The following is a 15,056-nucleotide window of genomic DNA, read 5'->3' on the forward strand; positions in this document are numbered from 1 at the left end:
CCATGGCGACTCAGAACATGGTGCAAGCCATCAACGACGGACTGCGTCACGAGATGCGACGCGATCCGCGGGTCGTCGTCCTGGGCGAAGACGTCGGAAAGGTCGGTGGTGTCTTCCGTGTGACGGCTGGCCTGTACGATGAGTTCGGCGACGAAAGGGTCATCGACACGCCCCTTTCCGAGGGCGGGATCATCGGCTGCGCCATCGGCATGGCGCTCTACGGCTTGGTGCCCGTCCCTGAAATTCAATTTTCGGACTTCATCTTCCCGGCCTACGACCAAATCGTCAGCGAGCTCGCGAAGATGCGCTTCCGCTCCGGTGGCGAATACGCGGCCAAGGTCGTGATTCGCACCCCCGTCGGCGGGGGCATCCGCGGCGGTCTCTACCACTCGCAGTCGCCCGAGGCGCTGTTCATCCACGTGGCCGGCCTCAAAGTCGTTTGCCCATCCACACCGGAGGACGCGAAAGGGCTCTTGCTCGCCAGCATCCGCGATCCCGATCCGGTTCTCTTCTTCGAACCGAAACGCATTTACCGCGCGGCCAAAGGGGACGTTCCCGAGGGCGAGCACCTCGTCGAAATCGGCAAGGCCCGCACGGTGCGCGAGGGCAAGCACGTCACGCTCATCGCGTGGGGCGCGATGGTGTACGAGGCGATCGCGGCCGCCGACGAAGCGGAAAAACAAGGGGTCTCGTGCGAGATCCTCGATTTGCGCACGCTCTGGCCCGTCGACATCGAGGCCATCGTCGCCAGCGTGAAGAAGACGGGGCGCGTGGTCATCGTGCACGAGGCGCCCAAGACATGCGGCTTCGGCGCGGAGCTCGTCGCGCTCGTCAACGAGAAAGCCTTCCTTTACCTCGAGGCACCACCGATTCGCGTCACGGGATTCGATACCCCGTTTCCCTATACGCTCGAAAACGAGTATTTGCCTCTGGCCCACCGGATTTTGCCGGCCGTTCTGGAGACGGCCCGATTTTAACGGAGAGATTCATGGCTCGCTGGGAATTCAAGCTGCCCGACATCGGCGAAGGCGTGACCGAGGGCGAAATCGTCAACTGGCTCATTTCACCGGGCGAAACGGTGAAAGAAGACCAGCCGATGGTCGAGGTCATGACCGACAAGGCTACGGTCACCATCGCCGTGCCGCGCGCGGGCACGGTGCTCGAGCTGCGTGGAAAGGTGGGCGACATCGTCGCCGTGCACTCGACGCTCGTGGTCTTCGACGTCGGCGGCGCCGCGCCGGCCACCGCGCACGCCAATGGTTCGGGGAATGGACATGGGAATGCCACGGATGGACCGGCCGCCACCGCGGTGGGGGACATCCGCGAGACGTTGCCGGGGATGACGCAAAAGGCCCCTCCGGCCGCCGCAGGAGCAGGTGGGGGACTCGAGTCGGCCTACTTCAACGAGAAGCCCCTGGCCACGCCGGCCACGCGCAAAACGGCGCGGGATCTGGGCATCGATTTGAAGCGCGTACCGCCGACCGGTCCGCAAGGGCGCGTCACCCGCGAGGACGTGGAGACCTTTGCGCATCAGGCCCCTGCGGCCGCACAGGGCCCCGCGGCCGCCGTTGCCAAGCCCGCGCAGGAGGCCCCGCCGCCGGCACCGACTCCGCAGGCGCACGCGCCGGCGCGCGAGCCGGTGAAGATCTCGCCGCCCGCGGGATCGTCGGGCGCGCTCGAGGAGCGTGTGCCCTTCGCGGGAATGCGCCGGCGCATCGCTGCCAAGATGTCGCAGTCGAAGACCACCGCGGCGCATTTCACCTTCGTCGAGGAGTGCGACGTCTCCGCGCTCAAAGCGCTGCGTGCGCGCCTCAAGCCGCAGGCCGACGCCCAGGGCGTGAAACTGAGCTTCCTCCCGTTCATCGTGAAGGCGGTCATTGCGGCGCTGCGCAAGCACCCCATTCTCAATTCGGCCCTGGACGAGAGCACCAACGAGCTCGTCTACCGTAAGTACTTCCATATCGGCATCGCCGCTTCGACCGACGCAGGCCTCATCGTCCCCGTCGTGAAGAACGCCGACCGAAAGAGCATCCTCGAGATCGCGCGCGACATCGACCGGCTCGCGAGCGAGGCCAAGGAAGGCAAGTCCAAGGTGGAAGATCTGAGCGGTTCCACCTTCACCATCACGTCCTTGGGCGCACAGGGCGGGCTTTTCGCCACGCCGATCATCAATTTCCCCGAGGTGGGCATCCTCGGGGTCCACCAGATCAAGCAGAAGCCGGTCGTCCGGGACGGCCAAATCGTGATTGGCGAGGTGATGCTCCTCTCCCTATCCTTCGACCATCGCATCGTGGACGGGCACGTGGGTGCTGCGTTCGCCTACGACGTCATCGGATTTTTGGAAAATCCCGACCGGCTGTTCCTGGAAATGGCGTAGCGACCTTGTAGGATGTGAGGCGCTCGGTTCATGCGACGCGCCTCACTTCACGTCTTTTGCCTCCTCGCCGTGGCGTTGGCCATTGCGGCGTGCGCGACGACGCGGGGTTCCGAGCTCGAGCCGCGTTACGTGGCGCTGCACAATGCGTTCGCGGCCATGGGGCTCGCCCAAGTGGGACCGCTCCAGCGCGGCTCGCTGGCCGAGGGGCGCGAGATGCGCTTCCCCGTGGAGCTCACCGCCGATTGCACCACCATCGCGCTGTTCGGCGGGCAAGGCGTGCGCGATCTCGATGCGACGTTGCTCGATGCAAGCGGCGCCGTCGTCGCGCGCGATGCCACCAAGGACTCGCAGGCCGTGCTGCGCGCGTGCGTCGATGCGCCGGGTGCGTACACCTTGCTGGTGCGCATGGCCTCCGGCGCCGGCGAATTCATGGCCGCCTCCTGGACCGGCGGTCCGGGCCTCGGCCCGCGCACCGGGGCCTCCTCGTCCGCGCTGGCCAGCCTCTCGGGCACCGGCACGTGCGACTCGCCCATCGCGCTCGCACCGGGGAGCTTCACGGGCTCCACCTCGCGCGGCGAGAGCGAGCACGAAGGCTCGTGCAGCAGCTCCACGTCGCGCGAAGTCGTCTACCGCTTCGAGCTCACCGCGCGCAAACGCGTCACCATCGACGTGAACCCGCATTTCGACAGCGTCATTTATCTGCGCAAGGACGATTGCGCGGATCCCGATGCCGAAATCGCGTGCAACGACGATGCGCCGCACGAGCACGACTCGCACCTCGACGAGGAGCTCGACCCCGGCGTGTATTACCTCTTCGTCGACGGGTACTCCAGCGAGTCGGGCACCTTCAAATTGAACGTGGTCATGAACGACGTGCCCACGCTCGAAGAGGTCTGCCAGAGCGCGCGCGTTCTTTCGACGGGGCTCGTCACCTCGGGTTCCACCCGCGGGCTCTACGATCACGTGCGCTCGAGCGGATGCGGCGATACGGCGAAAGGACCCGATACGCCGTATCGATTCGATCTGACGCGGCGTTCGCGCGTGCGCATCGTGGAGCGCTCCAGCGATTTTTCGACGGTGCTCTACGTGCGCAAGCGCTGCACCGATGCAAAGAGCGAAATGGCATGCGCCGACGCGGGCTTTCACGATGGCGAGGCCACCTTTGCCGGCATGCTCGAGGCCGGGAGTTACACGGTCGTTGCCGACGCAACGGATCGCGAGGCCGACGGCAGCTACTCGCTCTTTGCCGAGGTGGGCCCGGAGAATGGACAGGTCGGCACGCCGGGTGACACCTGCGCGGATGCGATGCCGCTGGGCAACCTCGATGCGAGCGCCTCGGGGGACACGTTCCTCGCGCGCGACGATCTCTCGGTGCGCTGCGGTGGCACGGGCACGCCCGACGTGGTCTACCGGCTCGAGGTCGCCAAGCGATCGCGCATCGTTGCGCAGCTCGATCATCAAGAGGGGAGCCACGTGCTCGCACTTCGGAAGAATTGCTCCGATGTGGGCACCGAGTTCGCGTGCAGCGCCTCGATCGACCGCACCGTCGAGCCGGGCGTGTACTACCTCATCGTCGACGGCGATCCGACGTTCGGGCTCGGCCGATTCTCCTTCGCCTTCCGCATGCGCGAAGTGGCCGGTCAGGAGAACGCGTGCCGCGCGCCCAAGCTTCTCGGCCACGGGCAGACGGCGAAGGGCACCACCGCCGGGGGCGGCGACAAATTCGTGGCCTCGTGTGCCGGCAGCTACGACGGCCAGGCCTCTCCGGATGCGGTGTACCGCATCGTGGTGCCCAGCCGTGGTCGTGTCCGTCTCAATTTGACGGCGACGGGCTTCAGCCCCGTCCTTGCGTTGCGCCGCTCATGCCTCGATGGTGGGGGCGGTGTGCCCGAGGTGGCGTGCAACGCCGACGCGAGCTCGAACCGGGCGCACATCGACACGACGCTCGACGCGGGTACCTATTTTGCGGTGATTGACGGCCAGGGCCGTGGAAGCCAGGGGGCGTATGCCCTGGAGTACGCGTTTTCAGGCACCCCTTCAAAATCCCGATAATCCCCCGTGCCCGAATTATACGCGGGCACGGGCACGGGCACGGGCACGGGTGGGAGAGTGAGAACTACCCGTGCTCTTTGGCGTAGGAGTACGCCGTGTACGCGGCGATGAGGTGGCAGATCCACCCGAGCGTGCCCCACGAGGCGAACCATGCGCCGGGCGTGATGATGAGCCAAAAGATCCCGCGGAGGAACTTGCCGTTGTAGATCTGGCCGACGCCGGGGAAGAAGAACGAAAGAACGGCGGCGAGACCGGGATTGAGATGACGATTCGAGCTCACGTGAGGAAAGATGCGCACGGAACCACGCCCGCGCAACCACCACCCGCCAAACTGCAGCGCGCGCTGCTCCGCTGGTACGACGCCGAAAAGCGTGACCTTCCGTGGCGCGGAACCAAGGATCCGTATTCGATCTGGCTGAGCGAGGTGATGCTCCAGCAGACGCGCGTCGATACGGTGCGTCCGTACTACCAGCGCTTCATGGAGACCTATCCAACGGTGTTCGCACTGGCCGAGGCTCCGCTCGAGCGAGTGCTCGGTGATTGGAGCGGCCTCGGTTACTACCGACGCGCGCGCATGCTTCACGCGGGCGCGCAGCAGATCGTGCGCGACTTCGGCGGTGAGCTTCCGCGCGAGGTGGAGGCGCTGCGCAGCATCACCGGCATCGGTCCGTACACGGCCGGTGCCGTTGCGAGCATCGCCTTCGATGTGCGTGCCCCGCTCGTCGATGGCAACGTGGCACGCGTGCTGGCGCGCATCTTCGGTGTGGAGGAAGACGTGCGCGGCGGGGCAGGACGCGCACGCATCTGGCAGATCGCCGAGTCCATTCTCCCGCAGGAGCGCGCGGGCGATTTCAATCAAGCGCTCATGGAGCTCGGCGCAACCGTATGCTCGCCGTCATCCCCGCGCTGCGGACCGTGCCCGGTGCGGGGGATGTGCGTGGCGTTTGCCAGCGGCGAGCCAGAGCGATTGCCGAACATGGCCCCAAAGGCCAAACCGCGTCCGTGGAAGCGCGCGGCGCTCGTGGCCACACTCGGAGCGGATCGCGTGCTCCTCGCACGGCGCAAGCGTGACCTCCTCTTCGGTGGCCTCTGGGAACCGCCGACTCTCGATGCAAGCAACGACAGAGATGAAGGAGACGGAGCACGTCTTCTCGCGCTCGCCGGTGTGAAGGCCGAGGTGCCCGTGCGCGCCGGCGAAATCACGCACGTGCTGTCGCACCGAAAAATGACCGTCGAGGTCTACCGTGCAGAGCTTCGTAGCGCGCATGCAACGCTCGGTCAAAACCAGGCAGGCGCAAGTCTCGATGAGGGGGACGGGGAGTACGACGCCATCGAAGTCGTCGCGCGCACCTCCGCGATGAGGCGCGGAATGAGTACGCTTGCTCGAAAAGTGCTGCGTGCCGGTGGAATCGAGGTGAACATGGGGAGATCGGAGGGGGAGGCAACCAAGTGACCGACGAGGCGATGGTGCGCGTGCTCATCGTGGATGACGAGGCGGGGCTACGTCGAAGCTTGGCGCGCATTCTTTCCGCGCGCGGCTTCGCCGTGGAGATGGCAGAAGACGGCGACCGCGCCATCGAGATCCTCGAGCAGAACGAACCCGAGGTCATTCTCTGCGATCTCATGATGCCGAAGATGGGCGGCTTCGAGGTGCTCGAGCACACGAAGCGCACGCACCCGCACGTGGAGTTCGTGATGATGACCGCGCACGCCGACGTGGACTCGGCGGTCGCCGCGGTGAAGTCCGGCGCGTACGACTTTCTCACGAAGCCGTTCGCCTCGAACGATGCAGTCGCCCTCGCGATCACCAAGGCCGCGGATCACAAACGACTCGTCGAGCGCGCGGCGCGGCTCGAGGAGCGGCTCGTGGCGCACGAGCGCTTCGGCGAGTTGGTCGGCACCTCGAGCAAGATGCAGGCGGTGTATCGGCTCATCGAAGGCGTGGCGAGTGCGACGTCGACGGTGCTCATTCTCGGAGAGAGCGGCACGGGCAAGGAGCTCGTGGCGCGTGCGATTCACCAGCACTCGGCGCGCGCGGATCGTCCCTTCGTGCCAGTGAATTGCGCCGCGATCCCCAAGGAGCTCGTCGAAAGTGAGCTCTTCGGCCACGTGCGCGGAGCCTTCACCGGTGCGCAGAGCGCGCGCACGGGGCTCTTCGAAGCGGGCAACTCGGGCACGCTCTTCCTCGACGAGGTGGGCGACCTTCCGCTGGCCGCGCAGGTCAAGTTGCTGCGCGCGCTGCAAGACGGGGAGATCAAGCGCGTGGGCTCGGACGAAACGCGCTTCGTCGACGTGCGCGTGCTGGCCGCGACCAACGTGGACCTGCAGCAGCGCATCGCCGAGGGCACCTTCCGGCGCGACTTGTACTACCGGCTCAATGTCATTCCCATCCACGTGCCGCCGCTGCGCGAGCGGGAAGACGACATCGTGCTGCTCACGCACCACGTGTTGCAGAAGCTGGCCCGGCGCATGGGACGCGCGCCGAAGCGGGTCAGCGCGGAGGCGATGGAGGCCCTCAGGGCCTACGCGTGGCCCGGCAACGTGCGCGAGCTGGAACACGCCGTGGAGCACGCGTTCGTGCTCGCCCAGGGTGAGCGCATCGAGCTCGGCGATCTTCCGCAAATGGCGCAGCAGGCGCCGTCGAGCTCGCGGGAGGGCCGTGACATCCATGTCGCAGGTGTCGCGGAGGGCCCGCTCGCGGGGCTCTCGGGGGTCGCAGGACCGACGGAGGCGCCGGCGCCCCACGTGCGCTTCGACCTGTTTGCCTTGCCGTATGCGGAGGCCAAACGCCGGGCCATGAAGGCGTTCGACGATGGGTACGTGCGCGAGGTCCTGAGTCGCTCGGGCGGCAATCTTTCCGCGGCGGCGCGCCATGCCGGTCTCGATCGCTCGAACTTCCGGCGCATCGTGAAACGCCGCAAGACGGGGGAATAGCTGCTCAAACGGGTAGGCAGGTCGGCCGCGGCGTACTACTGTCCGCCCGCGAGTCGGATGGGCCGTATCCGGTACTTCTTCCTTTCAGTCCTTCTTTGCGTGACGCAGGCGCGTTCGGCGCACGCGGGGCCGTTCGATCTCGAGGACGACGACGACAAGAAGAAGCAAGAGAAGCAGGACCAGAAAATAGAGGCTGCGCCCGCCAAGGATCCGTTGGTGCTCACGAAGCACAAGGCCTACACGCTTGCCGAGTGCCTCTCGCTGACCGAACGCAACCACCCGAACCTGTGGGTCGGGCGTGCGCGGTTGGCGGCATTCCACGCGCAGCTCGACGAGGCCCGCTGGGCGCCGTTCTTTCAGTGGAACACCACCGCCACCTTGGGCGTCATCCCCGAGATCAAGGGTACGCCGTTTTACACGGCGGCCCCGGCGAACCTTTTGAGCACGAAGTTCACCGACGGGCTCAATCCGTTTCTGCAGTTCACCATCAACGGCTACGTTCCCCTCTTTCACTTCGGCAAGATCGATTGGGCGCGGCGGGCCGGTGAGGCGCAGGTCCGTGCGGGCGAGTGGGATCTGGAGAAGTTTCGCCAGGAGGTGCGGCGAGACGTTCGGAAAGCCTATTACGTCATCATGGGTGCCCGCGACGGGCGCTACCTCTTGAACGAGGTCCGGAGCAAGCTCGAAAAGGCCATCGAGAACGTCCAGGGCAAGCTCGATCGAGGGGAGGCCGGCGTCGAGGAGACCGACCGTATCCGCCTCGAGGTCTACCGCGATCAACTTCTCGCGCGTGCTGGAACGCCGGACATGCTCGAGACGAACGGCATTGCCGCATTGCGGTTCATGACCGGTGTGCAAACGAACTTCGATATCCCCGACGAGCCGCTCGCGCGCCCCGACGTGAACGTGGCGCCGGTGGTGAGCTATCTCTCCGCGGCGCGCCTTTTTCGCGCCGAGGTGGGCTCGGCGCGGGCCGGAATTGCGCAGCGCAATGCCAATCTGGAATTGATGCGCGCGCGCCTTTTCCCGGATATCGGTATCGATTTGCGCGCGTCGTACTCCACGGCGCCGAGCGTGATTACGCAGAACAATGCGTGGGTCGTCGATTACTTCAATCGATTCACCTACAACGGCTCGCTCACTGCGCGCTGGAACCTCGATATCATGCCCGCGCAGGCGCGCGTGAACGGTGCGGAATCGCAGCTCGAGGAGGCACGCGCGTTCGAGCGTTTGACCCTCGGCAACATCGGGGTCGAAGTGGAAAGCGCTTATGCGGCCATGCTGGAGACGCGCAAGCGCGAAGAAATGTGGGCGCGCGCCGAGAAGAAGGCCAAAGGCTGGATTGCCAGCGTCCAAGACGCCATCGATCTCGGCACCAAGGAGGAAGGCGCGATCATGGAGCCGCTGCGCAGCTTCGTCGATTCGCGCCTGAATCACATTCAGGCGCTGGTCGAGTACTACATTACGCTGTCGGAGCTCGCGCGCGTCTCCGGTTGGGACGCGGCGGCTCCGCAGAAATAATGTCGAGTCGAGTCGCTTAGAACGGGCAGTTTGCCAGGGCGAGCAAGGAGACGACGCGGGCTCGCACGAGGTCGAAGTCGCGCAAGGCCAGGGTGACGTCGGCATTGCGGAGGGCGGCGGCGGCGGTGACGAGCTCCAAGCTGGTGCCTTCGCCTTCGATGTATTGTGCACGCGTCAGGCGATCGTTCTCGGCGGCCAATTGGCGGGCGTCCGCCGCGACCTTGCGCGAGTCCGTGGCGACGACCACGGCACGGCGGGCCTGGACGACCTCGATCTCGGCGTTGCGTCGTGCGTTGATGAGCGATTGCTCGGCTTGATCGGTTTGCGCGTAGGCCAGGCGACGCTGACCATCGCGCGTGCCGCCGTCGTAGAACGGGACCGTCAGCACCGCTTGGATGTTCCAAGTTGGATTCTGCTGGTTCGTGTCGACGCTGGTCGCCGCCAAGGTGGACTGCGCGGTGAGCGTCGGGGAATAGCCCCAGTTCGCGTCGCCGATGCCGCGTTCCGTCTGGATGACCCGGGCGCGCGCGGCCGCAATGTCGGCGCGGTCCTCGATGCCGTTGGCCGGGTGGCATGCCTGCTGCGCGCTCTTTTCGATGCCATTGAGGCTGATCGACTGTTGAACGCCGATGGGCTCGGCGACACCCAGGGCCAAACCGAGCGACTCACGCGCTTTGCGCAGGTCCTCATCGCCGGTGACCAAGGTCGCGCGGGACGATTCCACGTCCTGCTGGGCGCGCACCACGTCCAGCCCCGTGGCCGCACCGAGCGCCTTCCTGCGCTGCGTGAGCTCGAGGCGCTCCAGCGCGCTGCGGAAGCCAATTCGATTGATCTCCACCACGCGCTCCTGCGTCACCACGGCAATGAGCGTGGATGCCACATTGAGGGCAATCTGGCGCTTGATGTCCTCGACGGACAAGCGCGCGACGTCCTCCGCACGGTGCGCCGTGCCGACGCTGTACCAGGTGCGCGGTGCGATGATGGGAACCGCGGCGGTGAGGCTGCCGTTGACGAACGGACCCTGCGTCGGGCTGGTGAAGGTCGTCGTGGTGACCTGCCCGTTAGCGGGGTTGAAGCCGGTGACGGTGGGGACGTCCTTCGTCAAGAAGTTGTACGTGAGGAATCCCTGGCCGGTGAGGGTCGGCAATGCACCCGAGAGGGAGATGCGCGATTGTGCTTCGGCGGCTTTTACCTGGGCATAGGCCGACCTCAGGTCCGTCGAGCGCGCGCGCACCATTTCGAGGGCTTGCTCCCAGCTGCCGACGTTGTTCTTCGCCGCAGGCACGGGGGCGAGCATCGGATCGTTGACCGTGGGCGGCGGCGGAATGTCCACGGGCTGATTGAGCGGCGCCATGCTGCTCGGACCCGCCGGTTGCGCGGGGAGCGGGGGATTCTTCGGGCGCCGAGACGGAGCTTGGGCGAAGGCCGTTTGCGAAAACGTTGCCGCGATAACGATAAGACTGAGCGTGGTGCCGACGGACTGTCGCATGCGGCGCACTGTAGCCGAAGCTATGCCGCACGCACCTAAACCTTTGTGAAGAAAATACGGCCTTGAAACCGGAAAAACCGGCCCTATTTCATCGACTACGCTCTAACGTAACGTGACTTCAGTGACGGGACTTCAGTGACGCGACTTCAGTGACGGGACTTCAGTGACGCGAATAATGCGCATTGCCCGGCGCGAGGTGCAGGGCAGTGCGGAGCGCACTGAATCGACCGCGCAAACTGGCGGCGCTCACTCGAAACGACGCCGCGACCTCCGCTTGCGTGAGCGGCACGTGATCCAAGTACACGATGGTGTATGCGAGCGCAGCGGCGAGGCCCTGCACGCTATGGCCGTCCTCTGCCATTTTGCGCACCAAAGGCTCCCGCGCGACGACGAGGGCGCGTGCGCGCTGGCGTGGATCGAGCGGGAGGTTCGAAAGGCCGCGAACCAACGCGGAGTCGAGCTCCGCAGCGCTCTCCTCGGCGCTCTTGCGGGCCTTCTTGCGGCGCGTGTTCGGCGCTCGCTCAATCGATTCGACCGGAGCCGCGGTTCCATGGCCGACGGCAATGGGATGTCGGAAGGAGACGCGGGTCGAGGTGCCCTGCGACTCGTCGCCATCCGGCGGGGCGCCTGCCTCCAGCCACCGCCAGAGGGCCGCCTCTTCGCGCGAGACGCCGCGCTTCATGGCCCGCGACAGCACGCGCTTGGCCTCATCGAGCTTGCCCGCACGCGCCAGGGCATGGGCGAAGGACGCTGCGATCTCGCGGTTCCCCATGGCGCCTTCGTAGGCAGTTTGCAACCAAACGACCGCGTCATCCGCTCGGCCGAGGGCTACGTCCACCAAGTGACCTAGGTTGTGCGCGTACCAGGGGTTCTTCGGCGAGGCACAGAGCGCTCGGAAATACGATGAAGCGGCATACTTGTAGTTTCCCAGCAACGTCTGGCAAAGACCCAAGACGGCCCAAGCGCGATCATCGTCCTTTACCCAGAGCAGGACCTTGCGCGCGTGGAGCGCAGCCCGCCAGGGATGCCTCTCCACGAGGAGCTCGGCAAGTTGCCGGTGCGCATAGATGCTTTCTTCACTTGCCGGCGCCGCCGTACGCGTGAGCCGATGAAGAAGCGGAAGTACCTCCCCCGGGTCGAGCGCGCTCTGGAGAGCCCATTCCACGTCTTGCCTCAGACGTTTGGCTTCGTTTTCGTGCGCGTCCATACGGTTTTAGGGTGTAGCTGCGACGGTGATGCCGTGCAACGACGGAGAGTCGGATTTCGAGGGGCTCGAGACGATAATCACAATTGACCTTGCACGATGGCTCGCCGTGATCTAGCGGCGCTGCGGGTGCAGCGACGCGCTTCGATCAGCGAAACGCGATGACGCGACTATGAACGAGTTCGTGCACGATGCGCAAGACGTCGAGTGCGGGCATGCCGCAGGCCGCCATGATCATTTGCACGCTGGACACGCCATCGACATGCGACAGCACGAAGCCCGCGCGATGATCAATCGATAACCATTGAAGCTTTTCGCGGGGGACTGCCACGTGCGGGATCCTATCGAGCGGCCCGATGCGTGCGGCATACATCTGTTCGAGGACCGAGCGGCAATTGTCCGCGCATCGTTTGGCCTCGACATGATCCGGAAACTCGGCGAGGAGAGACTCGGCCGCGGCCAGTGCTCCGGTGTAGTCGCCGAGCGAAAAACGATCGCGCATCTCCGCGGCGATGTCGGCGGGCCGGGCGGGGGGCTCCGGGCGAGGGGGCACACTCCGAGGGCGCGAAGCCTGAGGAGGCTGCGGAGGGGGCGGAGCTTGCGGACTTTGTGGAGCTAGCGGAGCTTGCGGAACCGGAGTGCTGACCGCGGCGACGTCGGGCACGTGGGCATTGGCGAGCGAAAGGACGCTGGCGCTGCTCGGGGTGGGACGCTCGCTCAGGGCCAGCGGGCGCACGCGGCCCGAGTCCTTCGGCTCTTGGGCGTCTTGTTCGTCGTTCTCGCTCACGATGCCTAGAGTCTAGGCGATCACGGAGACCTATTCATCCTCGGACCAACGTGGATGCATCCACACCCATTGCTCGGGCATCGCCAAGATGCGCTGTGAAAGCTCGTCGTTGATACGTGCAGTGACCGTGGCCTCGGATGCAAGGTCATCGATGGACAGTCGTGTGACCGTCAGCCGCGGGGCGTTCTCGGCATCGTCCAGGGGAGGAGCGGCCGTGCCCACCACGATGGCGGCGCCCGTGCGGCAGGCGATGCGAGCCGGGCCCACGGGTGTCGCAGCAGGTGTGCCAAGGAAGGGCACGTCGATGCTGGGAACGCGGGAACGAAGGTCCATGGGCATGCCGAGCAGCCCGCCCGATCGCAGCGTTCGCAGCATGCGGAGCGGCGCCCCCGGCGCACCGCGGTAGATGGAGGCGACGCCCTTCGATCCGCGCAGCCGATCGTAGAGCGCGGTCAGCCGTGGGTCGTAGCTCTCGCGGGCGACGGTGGTGAGGGGAAAGCCGGAGGCCACGAGGGTCTGTGCGACCCGCTCCCACGGTCCGAGGTGCGCGGAGACGAAGAGAACGCCGCGGCCTTCACGCAGCGCCTCGGCGAGCACGTTGCGGTCGGCGTCGGGGAAGGGGAGCACCTCGGCTTGCCCGCGCAAGGAAGCGACCGCATTGCCCAAATGGCCGCCGAGGTTCCGGTACGCGGTGCGAACCAGCGCGCGGCACCGAGCCTCGTCCCACTGCGGCAGCGCCCGGCGCACGTTGGCCACCGCCCGTCGCCGGGTGCCGGGAAGGATTGCGTGCGCAAGCGCCCCGAGCGCGCGTCCCAAGCGGTGCAGCATCCGGGGCGGCACGCACGACGCCACGGCCAGCGCGGCGCGGATGATCCCATAGAGAAGCGCGTTCTTCGTCGCCTGCCCATAGCCCCAGCGACCGCCCTCGCGCAGGTCCGTGACCGTCATGGGGCTTTGTCGGTGATGACTTTGTTCTGGATCTCCACGGCTTCGTGCAGCAGGTCGAGGGCGCGCTCGCGGGCACGCTTCGCGTCGTCGGCGCGGCCTGCATCGGCGAGCGAGGCCGCCCGGGCTTCCTCGATGATGCCGGAGACCTCGAACAGGTGCCCGCGGAAGTACGTCGGCTCCTTGGCGTGGGCCAATCCTTCCCGGATGGCCGCCGCCGCCGCGTCCATATTGCCCGACTGCAAACGCAGCTCGCCGAGCCGGGCGTACGTGTCGGAGAGCACCTCTTCGACTTCGGGGACGGTGCGTTCGGGGTGTGGCTTGGGGCCCGAGACGAGCCGCTCCAGCGCCTCGATGGCGCGCGCGGGCTCGCCCGCAGCCTCGTGCACATTGGCCTCATGGTGGAGCGCCCGGGCCTGGGAGAGAAACGCAAGAAGCGGCGGATCGACCACCGGGCCCGCGTCTTCCTTTTTGGAACAGGCCGCCGCGAGCACCAGCAGAACCAACGCGAGGAACGTGAGGACCGTGCGCAGGCGGGTCATCGCACCCCCCAGCGCGCGAATTGGTTGTCCCGCAAATCCGAGGCGCGGGCCGTGGCAATGCGATCGATGCGGGCGCTCGTTCCGCCTTGCGTGGAGAAAGGCTCGTGAAACAGCGACTGCGTCGAGTGCGGGCGCGTCAGGCCCAGAGGCTCCTGCGGCGCGCGCACGAGAAGCGCGAAGGCCGCCGCCATCGAAATGGCCGTTGCCGCCGCGCCGAAGGCCACGCGCACCACGATGCCGCCGCGCCTCTTCGTCGCCGCGGGGACGGCAGGCGCCGGGGCGAGGGCCTGCTCGAGGATGGCTCGGTGCTCGTCCGGTGCGAGCTCGCGGGGCGCGTGTGCGAGGGCCAGCGAGCGCGCGAACGCGGCATCGTCGTGCGCGAGGGCGGGATCGTCCAGGGCCGCACGCAGAGCCTCGGCGGCGCGCAGTTCTTCCTCCGTCGGCAACGCGTCGGGGTCGTCGTCCATGATCGGCGGTTTGCGGGGCGTCGTCATGGCTCCTCGGGTTCCTTAGCATCTCCGAGCGACTTCTTCAGCGCGGCGATGGCCCTGTGCAGAAGCACGTCGAACGTGGCGGGCGTGACCTCGAACATCGCGGCCACCTCCTCGCGCGGCCTCTCCTCCAGGATACGGAGTTGGATGGCCCGCGCATAACGCGGATGGATGGCCTCCAAGGCCCGGGCGACCTTGGCGCGCGCAACCGCGCGATCCTGCTGCTCGCTCAGCGAGTGGTCCAGCGCGCTGCCGTCATTGTCGGACCGGGCATCGAGGGTGCGCTCCACGTCGTCGGCGTCCCAGAGCACCATCCGCTTGCGCGCGCGCAGCTGATCGATCGCCACGTGGAGCGCCAACGTGCGCAGCCAAGGGTAAAAGCCGACATTTTGCCAGGTGAAGCGGTCGATCCGCTCCACGACCTTGGCGTAGGTCTCGGCCAGCGCATCCTTGGCGGCGGCCTCCGAGCCAAGCCGTGGCAGAAGCACGCTTCGGTACAGCGCCGGTCCGTAGCGGCCGAGCAGCTGCCCCAGCGCCTCGCGGTCCTTGGTCTGCGCGCGCACGACGAGCTGCCGTTCGAGCTCGAGCTCGTTTTCCTCGGGCCGCGCGCGCACGCCGGCGAGCATAGCCGTGCGGACGTTCAACGCTGGCAAGAATGGGAAGAAGATCTCGGCGTTGGCGGCGGTGACACCCATCACAGCCGGGACAACGTGA

The 15,056-nt window shown here is 66.5% G+C and carries 14 protein-coding genes; 6 read left to right on the forward strand and 8 right to left on the reverse strand.

Annotated features, from left to right (window positions below; genetic code table 11):
- Nucleotides 1-2: 2 nt before the first annotated feature.
- The 3 genes from LZC95_16610 to LZC95_16620 are packed head-to-tail and all read left to right on the forward strand — an operon-like array spanning nucleotide 3 to nucleotide 4,429.
- Nucleotides 3-977, forward strand: coding sequence for an alpha-ketoacid dehydrogenase subunit beta (locus tag LZC95_16610; GenBank protein WXA98447.1), 975 nt, complete (start codon nucleotides 3-5; stop codon nucleotides 975-977).
- 11 nt (nucleotides 978-988) lie between these two features.
- A complete protein-coding gene (locus LZC95_16615) occupies nucleotides 989-2,377 on the forward strand; it encodes a 2-oxo acid dehydrogenase subunit E2 (GenBank protein WXA98448.1) in 1,389 nt (462 codons plus the stop codon).
- Nucleotides 2,378-2,407: 30 nt separating this feature from the next.
- Nucleotides 2,408-4,429 carry a hypothetical protein gene (locus LZC95_16620; protein ID WXA98449.1) on the forward strand — a complete coding sequence of 674 codons (2,022 nt, stop codon included), beginning with the start codon at nucleotides 2,408-2,410 and terminating at the stop codon, nucleotides 4,427-4,429.
- A gap of 64 nt (nucleotides 4,430-4,493) precedes the next feature.
- Here LZC95_16620 and LZC95_16625 read toward each other — a convergent pair whose 3' ends face one another.
- The gene (locus LZC95_16625) at nucleotides 4,494-4,709 is read right to left on the reverse strand and encodes a hypothetical protein (protein WXA98450.1); all 216 of its coding nucleotides are present in this window, start codon (nucleotides 4,707-4,709) and stop codon (nucleotides 4,494-4,496) included.
- Here LZC95_16625 and mutY point away from each other — a divergent pair, their 5' ends adjacent.
- The 3 genes from mutY (at nucleotide 4,710) to LZC95_16640 (ending at nucleotide 8,884) form a co-directional block, all read left to right on the forward strand.
- Nucleotides 4,710-5,882 carry an A/G-specific adenine glycosylase gene (gene mutY, locus LZC95_16630; protein WXA98451.1) on the forward strand — a complete coding sequence of 391 codons (1,173 nt, stop codon included), beginning with the start codon at nucleotides 4,710-4,712 and terminating at the stop codon, nucleotides 5,880-5,882. It begins immediately after the preceding gene.
- The gene (locus tag LZC95_16635) at nucleotides 5,879-7,363 is read left to right on the forward strand and encodes a sigma-54 dependent transcriptional regulator (GenBank protein WXA98452.1); all 1,485 of its coding nucleotides are present in this window, start codon (nucleotides 5,879-5,881) and stop codon (nucleotides 7,361-7,363) included. Before mutY ends, LZC95_16635 begins: the two co-directional genes overlap by 4 nt.
- 99 nt (nucleotides 7,364-7,462) lie before the next feature.
- Nucleotides 7,463-8,884: a TolC family protein gene (locus LZC95_16640; protein WXA98453.1), complete on the forward strand. Its 1,422-nt coding sequence runs from the start codon at nucleotides 7,463-7,465 to the stop codon at nucleotides 8,882-8,884.
- Between the two features lie 16 nt (nucleotides 8,885-8,900).
- On the opposite strand, the gene LZC95_16645 is transcribed toward LZC95_16640, so the two are convergent.
- From LZC95_16645 to LZC95_16675, 7 genes are all read right to left on the reverse strand, one after another.
- A complete protein-coding gene (locus LZC95_16645) occupies nucleotides 8,901-10,373 on the reverse strand; it encodes a TolC family protein (GenBank protein WXA98454.1) in 1,473 nt (490 codons plus the stop codon).
- A gap of 160 nt (nucleotides 10,374-10,533) precedes the next feature.
- A complete protein-coding gene (locus LZC95_16650) occupies nucleotides 10,534-11,580 on the reverse strand; it encodes a hypothetical protein (GenBank protein WXA98455.1) in 1,047 nt (348 codons plus the stop codon).
- A gap of 145 nt (nucleotides 11,581-11,725) precedes the next feature.
- Complete coding sequence (locus LZC95_16655) at nucleotides 11,726-12,364, reverse strand: hypothetical protein (protein WXA98456.1); 639 nt, start codon at nucleotides 12,362-12,364, stop codon at nucleotides 11,726-11,728.
- Nucleotides 12,365-12,394: 30 nt separating this feature from the next.
- Nucleotides 12,395-13,312 (reverse strand): lysophospholipid acyltransferase family protein, encoded by a 918-nt coding sequence (locus LZC95_16660; protein ID WXA98457.1) that lies wholly within the window; start codon nucleotides 13,310-13,312, stop codon nucleotides 12,395-12,397.
- The gene (locus tag LZC95_16665; GenBank protein WXA98458.1) at nucleotides 13,309-13,851 is read right to left on the reverse strand and encodes a hypothetical protein; all 543 of its coding nucleotides are present in this window, start codon (nucleotides 13,849-13,851) and stop codon (nucleotides 13,309-13,311) included. Before LZC95_16665 ends, LZC95_16660 begins: the two co-directional genes overlap by 4 nt.
- On the reverse strand, nucleotides 13,848-14,345 hold the full coding sequence (locus tag LZC95_16670; protein ID WXA98459.1) for a hypothetical protein: 498 nt from the start codon (nucleotides 14,343-14,345) through the stop codon (nucleotides 13,848-13,850). Before LZC95_16670 ends, LZC95_16665 begins: the two co-directional genes overlap by 4 nt.
- Nucleotides 14,342-15,037 (reverse strand): RNA polymerase sigma factor, encoded by a 696-nt coding sequence (locus LZC95_16675; protein WXA98460.1) that lies wholly within the window; start codon nucleotides 15,035-15,037, stop codon nucleotides 14,342-14,344. The genes LZC95_16670 and LZC95_16675 overlap by 4 nt, the downstream gene beginning before the upstream one ends.
- Nucleotides 15,038-15,056 lie beyond the last annotated feature (19 nt).

It is taken from the genome of Sorangiineae bacterium MSr12523 (assembly GCA_037157775.1).
GTDB lineage: Bacteria > Myxococcota_A > Polyangia > Polyangiales > Polyangiaceae > Pendulispora > Pendulispora brunnea.